This is a genomic window from Nocardia arizonensis (assembly GCF_001310275.1).
Lineage (GTDB): Bacteria > Actinomycetota > Actinomycetes > Mycobacteriales > Mycobacteriaceae > Nocardia > Nocardia arizonensis.
This window is the reverse complement of sequence record NZ_LGYZ01000107.1, coordinates 29,851-42,228: the sequence shown is the minus strand read 5'-3', so window position 1 is coordinate 42,228 and position 12,378 is coordinate 29,851. Positions and strand designations below refer to the sequence as shown.

At 69.1% G+C, this 12,378-nt stretch carries 10 protein-coding genes; 5 read left to right on the top strand and 5 right to left on the bottom strand.

The genetic code is table 11. The features are described from left to right. Positions 1–39: 39 nt before the first annotated feature. Positions 40–513: a gamma-glutamylcyclotransferase family protein gene (locus APZ21_RS24740; protein WP_054815674.1), complete on the bottom strand. Its 474-nt coding sequence runs from the start codon at positions 511–513 to the stop codon at positions 40–42. A gap of 196 nt (positions 514–709) precedes the next feature. Here APZ21_RS24740 and APZ21_RS24735 point away from each other — a divergent pair, with 196 nt between their 5' ends. The 4 genes from APZ21_RS24735 to APZ21_RS24720 all read left to right on the top strand — a co-directional run bounded on the left by APZ21_RS24735 (position 710) and on the right by APZ21_RS24720 (position 6,016). Then, the gene (locus tag APZ21_RS24735) at positions 710–2,116 is read left to right on the top strand and encodes an NAD(P)H-quinone dehydrogenase (protein WP_054815673.1); all 1,407 of its coding nucleotides are present in this window, start codon (positions 710–712) and stop codon (positions 2,114–2,116) included. 357 nt (positions 2,117–2,473) lie between these two features. Next, on the top strand, positions 2,474–3,541 hold the full coding sequence (locus APZ21_RS24730; RefSeq protein WP_239476800.1) for a hypothetical protein: 1,068 nt from the start codon (positions 2,474–2,476) through the stop codon (positions 3,539–3,541). Positions 3,542–3,742: 201 nt separating this feature from the next. Next, positions 3,743–4,681, top strand: a complete 939-nt coding sequence (locus APZ21_RS24725; RefSeq protein WP_204249151.1) for a DUF8176 domain-containing protein — start codon at positions 3,743–3,745, stop codon at positions 4,679–4,681. A gap of 129 nt (positions 4,682–4,810) precedes the next feature. Then, complete coding sequence (locus APZ21_RS24720; RefSeq protein WP_054815671.1) at positions 4,811–6,016, top strand: aminotransferase-like domain-containing protein; 1,206 nt, start codon at positions 4,811–4,813, stop codon at positions 6,014–6,016. Here APZ21_RS24720 and glpK read toward each other — a convergent pair. Continuing rightward, positions 5,998–7,497 (bottom strand): glycerol kinase GlpK, encoded by a 1,500-nt coding sequence (gene glpK / locus APZ21_RS24715; RefSeq protein ID WP_054815670.1) that lies wholly within the window; start codon positions 7,495–7,497, stop codon positions 5,998–6,000. The genes APZ21_RS24720 and glpK overlap by 19 nt on opposite strands. Before the next feature lie 203 nt (positions 7,498–7,700). Here glpK and APZ21_RS24710 point away from each other — a divergent pair, with 203 nt between their 5' ends. Continuing rightward, entirely contained in the window at positions 7,701–9,434 is a 1,734-nt protein-coding gene (locus APZ21_RS24710) for a glycerol-3-phosphate dehydrogenase/oxidase (protein WP_054815669.1), read from the top strand. Between the two features lie 37 nt (positions 9,435–9,471). Here the strand turns inward: APZ21_RS24710 and APZ21_RS24705 are convergent, their stop codons facing one another. From APZ21_RS24705 to APZ21_RS24695, 3 genes are all read right to left on the bottom strand, one after another. After that, positions 9,472–10,119, bottom strand: coding sequence for a TetR/AcrR family transcriptional regulator (locus tag APZ21_RS24705; protein ID WP_307587173.1), 648 nt, complete (start codon positions 10,117–10,119; stop codon positions 9,472–9,474). Next, the gene (hpnE, locus tag APZ21_RS24700; RefSeq protein WP_054815668.1) at positions 10,116–11,477 is read right to left on the bottom strand and encodes a hydroxysqualene dehydroxylase HpnE; all 1,362 of its coding nucleotides are present in this window, start codon (positions 11,475–11,477) and stop codon (positions 10,116–10,118) included. Before hpnE ends, APZ21_RS24705 begins: the two co-directional genes overlap by 4 nt. Positions 11,478–11,561: 84 nt before the next feature. Then, positions 11,562–12,350, bottom strand: coding sequence for an Fpg/Nei family DNA glycosylase (locus APZ21_RS24695; protein WP_054815667.1), 789 nt, complete (start codon positions 12,348–12,350; stop codon positions 11,562–11,564). Between the last annotated feature and the right edge of the window lie 28 nt (positions 12,351–12,378).

Below are 12,378 nucleotides of genomic sequence, written 5' to 3'. Positions count from 1 at the left end.
TGCGGAGCCGCGGCGATCGCGGCTCCGCACGTGGCGCGGTTACACCGAACCCGGGCCGACGTTGCGGCTGTTGCGCGTGCGCAGCGCGTGTACGTATTCCTCTGGCGCCCCGGCCTTTTCGGCCGCGTCCGCCATGACCCCGATATACCGCGCGGACGGCAATCCGCCCTCGTAGGCGTCGAGCACGTACAGCCACGCCAGTCTCGGCTCGGTTCCGCTGCCGGGGCTCGGGGTGACCCGAAGCCGGATCTTCTTGTGGATTCCGAAGTCCGACCCTTCCCAGCGGTCGAGGCGCTGTTCGTCCTCGGGCGAGACGTCGTAGAGCACGACGAATACGCGGGAACCCGGTTCTTCCACGACCGTGGCCAGCGGTCCCTCCCAGCCGATGTCGTCGCCGGCGAACGTGAGTCGCCAGCCCTCCAACCAGCCCGTTCCGGACATGGGGGAGTGCGGACAGCGCTCGAGCATCTGGGACGAGTCCATATTCGACCCGTAGGCGGCGTAGATCGGCACGACGCTAGGGTAGCCAATAACTTTGGCGGATCGCCCATATCCCGCCCATAGTGCGGTGTGAGAGTGTCATGCGGGGGTGACGAGCGGGTTGCGCCGGTCTCATGAGCGCGGAGTCGGCAGGCGTTGCCGTGGACTCGCCGGATAACGTTGTGGCAGGCGCCGGAGATCCCGGTCGACCGTGCGAGCGGAGGTGTCCATGACCCGCATTGCCATCATCGGTGGCGGCCCCGCCGGCTACGAGGCGGCGCTGGTCGCGGCCCAGCACGGCGCGGATGTGACGCTGGTGGATCGCGACGGCATCGGCGGCGCGTGTGTGCTGTGGGATTGTGTGCCTTCGAAGACGTTCATCGCCTCGACGGGGATTCGCACGGATCTGCGCCGGGCCAAGGATCTGGGGATCACCCTGGATCCGAGTCAGGCTGCTGTGGCGTTGCCCGAGGTGAACGAGCGGGTCAAGGCGCTGGCGTTGGCGCAGTCCTCCGATATCCGCTCGAAGTTGTTGTCGGCGGGTGTGACGGTGCTCTCGGGCCGGGCGCGGTTGATCGAGCCCGCGGTCGGGTTGTCCACGACGCACCGGGTGTTGGTGGCCCATCACACGGGTGAGGCCGAGGTGGTCGAGGCCGAGGTGGTCCTGATCGCGACGGGGGCGAGTCCGCGGGTGCTGGCGGGGGCCGAGCCCGACGGCGAGCGCATCCTGAACTGGCGTCAGCTCTACGACCTGAGCGAACTTCCGCGGACCCTGGTGGTGGTCGGGTCCGGTGTGACCGGCGCCGAATTCGTCTCCGCTTATACGGAGCTGGGCGTGCGCGTGAAATTGGTCTCCAGTCGCGACCGGGTGCTGCCGGGTGAGGATGCCGACGCGGCGCTGGTGTTGGAGGACGCGCTGGCCGAGCGCGGTGTGGAGTTGGTCAAGCACGCGCGCGCGGACGCGGTGGAGCGCACGGCCGACGGGATCGTGGTGAAACTCTCCGACGGGCGCGCGGTGTCCGGTTCGCACGCGCTGATGACCGTGGGTTCCACGCCGAATACCGGTGACCTCGGGTTGGACAAGGTCGGCATCGAACTCGACCGGGGCGGCTACCTGCGAGTGGACCGCGTGTCGCGGACTTCGGTGCCGGGCGTCTACGCCGCGGGCGACTGCACCGGACTGCTGCCGTTGGCCTCGGTGGCGGCGATGCAGGGCCGGATCGCCATGTATCACGCACTCGGCGAGGGCGTGAGTCCGATCCGGTTGAAGACGGTGGCATCGGCGGTGTTCACCCGTCCCGAGATCGCGACCGTCGGTGTGAGCCAGACCGCCATCGACAACGGCGAGACCCCGGCGCGCACGGTCATGCTGCCGCTGAACACCAATCCGCGCGCGAAGATGTCCGGCCTGCGCAGGGGTTTCGTCAAGATCTTCTGCCGCCCGGCGACAGGTGTGGTGATTGGCGGCGTGGTGGTCGCACCGATCGCGTCGGAGTTGATCCTGCCGATCGCCTTGGCGGTGCAGAACAATCTGACGGTGAGCGATCTGGCGCAGACGTTCTCGGTGTATCCGTCGCTGACGGGTTCGGTGACGGAGGCGGCCCGGCAGTTGATGCGTCACGACGATCTGGACTGACTTGCGAATCCATCGGTTTGGATACTAGCTTCGTGGGTAGGGGAGTCTCATCGGGTCGGTCGCAGGCCGTGTAACCGTCTCGATAACCGTCGGCCGACCGAGTGTTCTTGTTGTCGACTGTATTTCACCGCGTTGCCTGCGCGCCGAACATGTGGTTGACTCCCCGCAGAGATGCGATCGATCGTCGGTCGCTTGGTTCTGTTGTGGGGGGAAGGTTTCCTTTCCAAAACGGGAACGGCGAACGGCGCGAGTGTCGTTCGGCGGCCGGGGCATCGGGCCGTTCGATCGCCGATACGTCTCACCAGGGACAACTGAGTGCAGCAAGTGGGGCGCACTCGGGAAAGGGAATTGCGAAAAGTGAAACATCGTAAGCCGAGTCGGGCGCAGCGAGCGATGGCGAGCACCTCGCTGCCGTTGGCCGCAGCGGCAGCCGTGGCTACTCTTCTCGCGGCGCCGGCGGGGGCTGTTCCGAACGATCCGACCACTCCGACCACACCCGCGCCCGCGCAGCCGGGTACGCAACCGGAGGGCAACTCCCCGGAGACAACGAAGCCGCAACCCGGTCAGCCGGAGAAGAAGCCGACGCCGAGTCAGCCGGGCGTCACCACCCCGGATCCGAACCAGGTCATGCCGGATCCGAAGAAGGATCCGAAGCTGTCCGCGCCGACCCAGCCGGGTGTCACCACCCCGCGCGTCGCGCCGCTGCCGGTTCCCGGCCAATCCTCGCCCGCGCAGCCCGCGACGGTGCCGGACCCGGCGAATCCGGGCGCCGACACCAGTCCGGTACAGCCGGGCACCACCCAGCCGGGCGGCTCGCAGCAGCCGGGCACCGCACGTCCGGGTACCGGTACCCCCGGTGGCGCCACCAACCCGGGCCCGGACTCGAACAGCCGTGCGGCACAGCCGGAATCGGAGTCCGAGACCCTCGTGCAGACGCCGCGCTGGGAAGCGCCGCGCCTCGAGTCCGCGCCCGCCGCACCGGTCGTCGAGATGAACGGTCCGCGCACCGAGATCGGCGCGAATGTCGACGGCGGCACCGTGCTGCCGGGCTATGTCGCCAACACCCACCACTTCAGCAACCAGGCCGGCTACGTCGGCACCATCGGTTACCGCACGCCGACCGGCGCGGGCGAGGCCGGTGTTTCGGTCGAGTTCGTGGACGCGAACACGGTGTCGGTCACCAGCTACACCGGTGGCGAGGGCCTCGCCGACAACAAGAACACCCTCGTCCTCGACACCACCCAGGTGAATATGGCCAAGGCGGCGGTGGAGCAGTGGATCGCCCAGCAGCCGGGCGGAGCCGCCGCGCTCGAAGCGGCGTCGCACGTTACACTTCCCGCGATTGTTCCGCAGGGCGATGTCGTTCCGCAGACGGTCAATGTTGCCGGCATCACCACCCAGTGGGGTGGTTCGGTCCAGTACTGACGCGAGCTGAGTTCACGGGTGGGGCGGTCGTTCTCGGCCGCCCCACACGTGTGTCCTGGGAGAGGATTGGGTGTGGGTTCCGAGGGTGACGCGAAGGACAGCGAATCCGGCCGGGGGAGGTCGGATTTCGGTCCTCCGGTGAACGATTTCGGTCCTCCCGTGGGTGACTTCGGTCCTCCCGTGGGCGAATTCGGTCCACCGGTGGGCGAGTTCGGTCCACCGACGGGGGACTTCGGTCCGCCCATAGCCGATTTCGGCGCGCCGACCAGGCCGGATTCCGGCCCGAGCTGGTCGGTTCCGCAAGCTCCCGGCGATCATCCCGAGGTGGGTTGGCGTCCCGCGGGAGAGCAAACCGCGCCCCCGCCGCCGCCGCGGTTCCCCGCCCCCGATACCACGGTCTCGGCGGAGCGGCCCGTCCCGCTGCCCACCCCGCCGCCCGTGCGCGCCGAGACGCAGGCGCCATCCACGGACCCGTGGTGGAGTCCGACCGATACCGGTGAGGTGCCCAAGCCGCCGCTCGAGGCCGCCGCGGCGGCCGGGTTGTCGTGGGCGGACGATCCGATCGCCAAACGGCTCGCGCCCGGCTCGTCGTCGACCGAGGGTTCCGGTTCGGGGTCGGCGACGACGCGTCTGATCCTCGGCGTCGTCGGTGCGCTGGTGGTGGTGATCGGTCTGGTCGTCGTCATCGTCGCGGTGAGCCGCGGCGGAGGTGGCGAGGACGAGCAGACCGCGGCGGTGCCGCCGCCCCCGCGCACCACGGCGGCGCTGAGCTGCCCGGCCAGCCGCGACGGGAAGGTGACCGTCGGCAACGGCCCTGGTGACACCACCCGCGGCGCGGAGGCCATCCTCGGTTTCCAGTACGCGTTCTATGTCGAACGCAGCGGCGAGAAGGTGCGCCGTTTCGCCGCCCCCGATGCCGAGAACATCTCGTCGGCGGATGTCATCCAGAAGGCCATCACCGAGCAGATCCCGCCCGGCACCACGCACTGCCTGCGGATCACCGAACTGGCCACCGACACCTACGATGTCGATCTCACCGAACACCGCACGGACGGGACGACCACGGTGTACCGCCAGACCGTGATCACCGCCGAGCGCGATGGGAAGACCCTGGTGTTCGCCATCCGGGAGCGCGGCTGAACCGATACCCCGAACGACCTTGCGGCGCGGCCCCGGCACTATCTCATAATTTGGGATTGGGATTTCACATTCTGGTAGTGCTGTGGGATCGTTGACCATCCGCACCCTGGCGTTCACCGGGAGGTCACCATGTCGTCGTCGCATCCGCCGCGGTTGGCCCGCAAACTCGACGGGCTGCGCGGTTCGGCGATTCGCGACTTGCTGGCGCTGACCTCGCGCGAGGAGATCATCGGCCTGGCGGGCGGGCTGCCCGACGCCGAGCTCATGCCGCGCGACCGCGTAGCGAATGCGGCCGAGCGGGCACTGCGCGGTCCCGAGGTCCTGCAATACACCGAATCGCCGGGCTGGGGACCGCTGCGCGAGGTGCTCGCCGCGCGGGAATCGGTCCGCATGGGCCGTGCGGTGGCGCTGCGCGAGGTCTTCGTGACACACGGGTCACAACAGGCGTTGTCCCTGCTGGCCGACGTACTGCTCGATCCGGGCGACCTGGTGGTCGTCGAGGACCCCGCCTATGTCGGTGCGCTGCAAGTGTTCCGGGCCGCGGGTGCGCGCATCGTGGCGGTTCCGCTCGACGCCGAGGGCATGCGCGTGGACGTGTTGCGCGATCTGCTGACGCGCGGGCAGCGTCCGGCCGTCGTACACACCGTCAGCAATTTCCACAATCCGGGCGGGGTCACCATGAGTGCGCGTCGCCGCCGCGAACTAGCCGAACTCGCCGAGGCCAACGGCTTCTGGGTGATCGAGGACGACCCCTACGGCGAACTGTGGTTCGACGCGCCCGCGCCCGCCCCCGTCGCGACGTACGGCGCGTCGGTGATCCGGTTGTCGAGCGCCTCCAAGATCATCGCCCCGACCCTGCGCGTTGGCTGGATGATCGCGCCCGACCGGGTCTGCCGCGCGGTGGAACTGCTCAAACAGGGCGCGGACCTGTGCGGTTCGGCGCTGACCCAGCAGATCGCGGCCGAACTGCTCGCCGACGAGACCTGGCTCACCTCCCATATCGACACCGTCCGCGCCGTCTACGGCGAACGCGCCAAGGCGCTGGTGCACGCGGTGCGCGCGACCTTCGGTGACCGCGTCGTCTGCACCGATGCCGCCGGCGGCATGTTCGTGTGGGCCGACTTCACCGACGGCACCGATACCGCGGCGCTGTTGCCGACCGCGATCGAACACGGCGTGGCCTACGTTCCGGGCGCGGCCTTCGCGGTGGACAAGGGGTGCAGGCACGCCCTGCGTATGTGCTTCGTGACCTCCGAGGCCGCGGTGCTGGAACAGGCGATCGACCGGCTCGCCTGCGCACACGCGGCGGCGTCGGGTCAGTCCGCCCAGCCGTAGGTCCGCTCGACGGCCTTGTGCCAGGCCCGCAGGTGGGCGTCGCGATCGGCTTGCGACATCGTCGGCCGCCAAGTCCGGTCGGCGGTCCAGTTCGCCCGGATGTCCTCGGTGCCCGGCCAGTAGCCGACGGCGAGTCCGGCGGCGTATGCCGCGCCGAGCGCGGTGGTCTCGTTGACCACCGGACGCACGACCGGTACGTCGAGGATGTCGGATTGGAACTGCATGAGCAGGTCGTTGCCGACCATGCCGCCGTCCACCTTGAGAGTGGTCAATTCCAGGCCGAGCCGCTGGGATTCGGCGTCGGCGCGCATGGCGTCGACCACCTCGCGGGTCTGGAAGGCGGTGGATTCCAGGACCGCGCGCGCCAGATGGGCCTTTTCCACGAACCGGGTCAGGCCCGCGATGACGCCGCGCGCGTCGGGCCGCCAGCGCGGGGCGAACAGTCCCGAGAAGGCGGGCACGATGTAGGCGCCGCCGTTGTCGTCGACCTCGCGGGCCAGCGGCTCGATCTCCTCGGCGGAGGAGATGATGCCGAGGTTGTCCCGGAACCACTGCACCAGCGAGCCGGTGACGGCGATCGACCCCTCCAGGGCGTAGACGGCGGGTTCCGCGCCGAGTTGGTAGCAGACCGTGGTGAGCAGGCCGTGCTTGCTGAGAACCGGCGTGTTTCCGGTGTTCAGCAACATGAAATTGCCGGTGCCGTAGGTGTTCTTGGCCTCACCGGGTGACAGGCACGCCTGACCGAACGTGGCCGCCTGCTGATCGCCGAGGATGCCTGCGACCGGGACACCGGCCAGCGGACCCGCGGTGATCTCGCCGTACACCTCCGAGGAACTGCGGATCTCGGGCAGCATGGCCTCGGGCACCCCGAAATCCGCGCAGATCCGCGCATCCCATCGCAGGGTGCGCAGGTCCATCAACATGGTGCGCGAGGCATTGGTGACATCGGTGATATGGCGGCCGGTCAGATTCCACAGCACCCAGCTGTCCACGGTGCCGAAACACAGTTCGCCCGCCTCGGCGCGGGCCTGCGCGCCCTCGACCCGGTCGAGTATCCAGCGCACCTTGGGCCCGGCGAAGTAGGTCGACAGCGGCAGGCCGGTGCGTTCCTGATAGCGGGCCGGACCGTGGTCGCCGCCGAGTTCGGTGACCAGCCGATCGGTGCGGGTGTCCTGCCAGACGATGGCGTTGTGGATCGGCTCGCCGGTCGCGCGGTCCCATACCACGGTGGTCTCGCGCTGGTTGGTGACGCCGACCGCGGCGATGTCGGCGCGGGTCAGGTCGAGGGTGTCGAGCACCTCGCCGAGGACGAGTTCGGTATTGCGCCAGATGGTCAGCGGATCGTGCTCGACCCATCCCGGGCGCGGGAAGATCTGTTCGTGCTCGCGCTGGGCCACCCCGACGACGCGGCCGTGCCGGTCGAAGACGATGCACCTGCTCGAGGTCGTGCCTTGGTCGATGGCGGCCACATAGCGACGCATCTATGCAGGCTACTAAACCCGCCACGACTCGTGGCCGATTGTCGCGAGGATGTATCACGGTGGGCGCGGGTGCGTCTTTGCGGCTAGGGTGGCGGTGTTACCGGTGAGTACGTGTGGTGACACGGTTCGGTCCCGCAACGGGGATCGCGGGCCGGTCGCATAGCCTGTAGTCGCAAGCCTTAGCGCGGTTGGAGGAGGCGGGTATGACCAGCAAACCGGACGCGCAGTTGCTCGGCCCCGAACAGCGCCGCACGGCGTGGGAGCGCCTCGGCAAAGATCATTTCGATGTCGTGGTTGTCGGCGGCGGCGTGGTCGGCGCCGGCATCGCCTTGGACGCGGCCACCCGCGGTCTGACGGTCGCGCTGATCGAAGCGCGCGATCTGGCCTCGGGTACCTCGAGCAGGTCCTCGAAGATGTTCCACGGTGGTCTGCGCTACCTCGAACAGCTGGAGTTCGGACTCGTGCGCGAGGCGCTGCGCGAACGGGAGCTGGCGCTGTCGACGCTGGCGCCGCATCTGGTGAAGCCGCTGCGTTTCCTCTACCCGCTGACCAAACGCGGGTGGGAACGGCCGTATGTGGCCGCCGGCCTGGTGCTCTACGACACCATGGGCGGCGCGAAATCCGTTCCGGGACAGCGTCATCTGTCCCGGCACGCCGCACTGCGGCTGGCACCCGGTCTTCGCCGCGATTCGCTGATCGGCGGGGTCACCTACTACGACACCGTCGTCGACGACGCCCGGCACACCATGACGGTGGCCCGCACGGCGGCGCACTACGGCGCGGTGATCCGCACCTCCACGCAGGCGGTCGGCTTCCTGCGCGAGGCCGACCGGGTGAGCGGGGTCAAGGTGCGCGACAGCGAGGACGGCCGCACCGCCGAGGTGCGCGCCCACGTGGTCGTCAACGCGACCGGTGTCTGGACCGACGAGGTACAGGCCCTGTCGCACAATCGCGGCCGATTCCACGTGCGCGCCTCCAAGGGCGTGCACGTCGTGGTGCCGCGTGACCGCATCGTCAGCGATACCGCGGTCATCCTCCGCACGGCGACCTCGGTGCTGTTCTTGATCCCGTGGGGCGCGCACTGGATCATCGGCACCACCGACACCGACTGGAATCTGGACCTGGCCCATCCCGCGGCGACCGAGGCCGATATCGAATACCTGCTCAAGCGGGTGAACGAGGTGCTGGTCACCCCGCTCACCCACGCCGATATCGATGGCGTGTACGCGGGTCTGCGGCCGCTGCTGGCCGGGGAGAGCGATTCGACGTCCAAGCTGTCGCGTGAGCACGCGGTGGCGCGGATCGCGCCCGGACTCGTTGCCATCGCGGGCGGCAAGTACACCACATATCGGGTGATGGCCTACGACGCCATGGACGAAGCGGCACAGGATATTCCGGCGCGCGTATCGCCGTCGATCACGGAGAAGGTGCCGCTGCTCGGCGCCGAGGGCTATTTCGCCCTGGTGAATCAGACCGTCCACTTGGCCGAGAGCTACGGGTTGCATCCCTACCGCGTCAGGCATCTGCTCGACCGCTACGGTTCGCTCATCGACGAGGTGATGGCGCTCGCCGACGGCAGACCCGAACTGCTGCAACCGATCACGGATGCGCCGAGTTATCTCCAGGTGGAAGCGGTGTACGCGGCGGCGGCCGAGGGCGCGCTGCATCTGGACGACATCCTGGCCCGCCGGACCCGCATCTCCATCGAGTACTCCCATCGCGGCGCGCACTGCGCCGAACAGGTGGCGAATCTGGTCGCGCCGGTGCTCGGCTGGGACCCCGCCGATATCGACCGCGAGGTGCAGACCTATCGGGCCCGGGTGGAGGCGGAGATCCGGTCGCAGACCCAACCCGACGACATCTCCGCCGACGCGCTGCGCGTGGCCGCGCCCGAACCCCGTCCCCAGATCCTGGAACCGGTCCCGCTGGAGGGCTGAACGCCGGAAGCTGAACGCTGGACGCTGGAGGCTGAACTCAGCTCTTCGGCGTCTCCAGTCCCGCCGACCAGGTCATCAGCGCACGCAGATAGCGCAGCACCAACTCGTCGGGATAGGTTCGGCGATCGGCCAAGTGCAGTCGGGCCAGTTCCTCGATGGCCGCGAGCATGACGCGCAGAGTGGGGCCGTCGGGGTCGACCTCGGCGCCGGTGTGGCGCGACAGGTGGCGCGCGCCGATCCTGCGCGCGTAGGCCCGACCCGCCTCGAGACGTTCGCGCAGATCCGGCGGGCCGCCGTCGGGCGGGCTCAACATGATGCGCCAACTTGTCGGCGCGCCATGCAGATAGGCGAGGATGCCGCCGCTGACCCGGTCGGGATCGTCGAGTTGTTCGATGCTGCCGATACCGGCGACGGCGATGGCGCTCTCGCGGTCGAGCAGTGCGGTCATCATGCCGGACAGATCGGTGAACTGCTGGTAGACCAGTGCGCGGGCGACATCGGCCTCCCGGGCGACCCGGTCGATGGTGACCGCGGCGAAACCCTCGGCGGCGACGATGTCGCGGACGATGTCGAGTAGCTGAGCGCGCCGGTCGGCGGCGGACATGCGCCGCTTGGGCTGCTGCGCGCCGCCCGCGTCGGTGGAACGGGGTGCGGCGGATGCGACCGCGCGGCGTTCGGTGCTCACCGCACCGACGGTAGCGCAAGCAGCAGGTCCACCGCCTTCGCCGCACTCTGTACCGCGCTCTCCATCGTCGCGGACCAGTCGGTGGCGGTCCAGTCGCCGGCGAGGACCAGTGTCGGTACCGAGGTCCGCTGCTGCGGGCGCAGTCCGTGCGTGCCTACGACCTGCGAGAACGTCGCCTTGGGCATGCGGACCACCTGAGCCTGGACCACCTGCGCGTCGGCCGCGGCGGGGTAGTAGCGGCGTAGCAGGGCCATCTGCTCGGCGACGATCGCCTCGTTGGTCTTGTGGATCTGTTCGTAGGCCCCGCTGGTGGTCAGGCAGTACAGCCAGGCCCGACCGGTGTCGCGTCCGGTCATGCGCTGGCGGTCGAAGACCTCGTCGATGACGCCGGCGCCGCCGATGATGGCCTCGAATTCGCCGTCGGTGCCGAGCGGGCGGTCGAGGTACAGATTGGTGCTGACGATCGGGGTGTAGCCGAGTTTGTCTGCGGCGGCGTAGATTTCGGCGTGCTCAGGCAGCTCGTCGAGCAGTCCGCCGATATTGCCGTTGGGGACCGCGCATACCACGACGTCGGCGGGTTCGACGGTGCCGTCGGCCATCAGCACCCCGGTCACCGCGCCGTCGGTGATATGGATGCGGCGCGCCACCGCACGGTATTTCACCTCGACACCGTGGCGGCGGAACACGTCGAGCGCGCCGGTGACGTAGAGGGTGTCGAGATCGACGGTGGGGAAGCCGATCGCCGTCGGACGGCGGTGTTCGACCGCAAGGCGCAGGCCGGTGGCCATGACGTCGGCGAACACTTTGGCCGATTCCTGGTGCACGGGTTCGGCGGCGATCCCGAGCGCGAGCCAATCCCACACGGCCTCACGGGATCTGGCGGGCATGCCGACGCGGTTGAACCACTGTTCGGTCGTCATGTCGGCGAGCGCCGCGGGCTGGTTGAGCGCCTCCCAGCCCAGCCGCAGGGTGGCGAGGACCGTGCGCATCCGGTCGGCGAGCGTGGTGTCGGGATGCGCCCCGGTCATGGCACGGAGCACGCTGGGAACGCTCGCCTTCAGCACCACCTTGCGCCCGTCGGGCCAGCGCAGGGTCGCGCGCTCGGGATAGGCGAGATACTCACGGGTGCCGATGCTGGTCAGGTAGCGGAACAGGTGTTCGTAGCCGCTGGCGATGACGTGCTGACCGTTGTCGGGCAGGTCGTCGGCGGCCTCGGCGCGCATGGCGTGGGTGCGCCCGCCGAGTTGACCGCGCCGTTCCAGCAGGGTGACGCGTTTGCCCGCCTCGGCAAGCCATACCGCGGAGGCCAGCCCCGCGAGTCCGCCCCCGATGACCACGTATCGCCGCGGATCGCTCATGCCACTCTCCTCCGTATAACTTTCAATTTGTAAGTTACCTCGGCGAGATTGTGCCGTCAACGGTCTCGGGTGGGCGATCGGATCTCAGACCGTGCCGGGTTCGGGCTGGCACCGCGGACAGAAGTAGATACCGCGCTCGCGCTGGGTGATGCGATCGGAGGCGGGAGTGGTCGAATCGAGCGGGCGCACGGTGATCACGGTGCCGCAGCGCGGGCACGGCCACCGTCCCTGACGGCCGTACACCAGCGGGCGCCACGGCGGCTGGGTGGCCGCCCTGGTGAGCACCCGGTGGGCCTCGTCGACGAGTGCGGCAAGATCCGGCACCGCGCGCACGGGGGTGGCCGGGTGGACGCGGCGCAGATAGCAGATCTCGCTGCGGTAGATATTGCCGATGCCCGCCAGATTGCGCTGATCGAGCAGGGCGAGTCCGATCGGCTGCTCCGAATGGCGCGATAGTCGCCGAACCGCCTCGGCGGCATCCCAATTCGGGCCGAGCAGGTCGGGGCCGAGGTGGTCGGTCGCGGTATGTTCCTCGGCGCGCGCGAGCACCTGCACGGTGCCGAGGGAGAAGCCGACGGCCTCGGTGTCGTCGGTGGTCAGCACCACCCGGGCGGTGACCCGCGGGCGCGTCCACCGCTCCCCGACGCAGTAGGTGCGCCACACGCCCTCCATCTTCAGGTGGGTGTGGATACTGGCCCGCGGGGTGCGGATGAACAAGTGCTTGCCGTAGCTGGCGACCTGCTCGACGCGTTCGCCGACCAGATCGACCGTCGCGTACCGCGGCACCCGGAAGTCGCTGCGGACCAGCGTCTTACCGACCAGTGCCCGCCGCAGTCGCGCCGCGGTCAGGTACACCGTGTCGCCTTCAGGCATGCCACGACCGTAGCCGAGCCCGCGCCGC

What these genes read in the sequence shown, in the direction of transcription:
- APZ21_RS24710 (WP_054815669.1), top strand. Translation starts at nt 7,701, where the DNA reads ATGACCAGCAAACCGGACGCGCAGTTGCTCGGCCCCGAACAGCGCCGC.
- APZ21_RS24735 (WP_054815673.1), top strand. Translation starts at nt 710, where the DNA reads ATGACCCGCATTGCCATCATCGGTGGCGGCCCCGCCGGCTACGAGGCG.
- APZ21_RS24695 (WP_054815667.1), bottom strand. Translation starts at nt 12,350, where the DNA reads ATGCCTGAAGGCGACACGGTGTACCTGACCGCGGCGCGACTGCGGCGG.
- hpnE (WP_054815668.1), bottom strand. Translation starts at nt 11,477, where the DNA reads ATGAGCGATCCGCGGCGATACGTGGTCATCGGGGGCGGACTCGCGGGG.
- APZ21_RS24720 (WP_054815671.1), top strand. Translation starts at nt 4,811, where the DNA reads ATGTCGTCGTCGCATCCGCCGCGGTTGGCCCGCAAACTCGACGGGCTG.
- glpK (WP_054815670.1), bottom strand. Translation starts at nt 7,497, where the DNA reads ATGCGTCGCTATGTGGCCGCCATCGACCAAGGCACGACCTCGAGCAGG.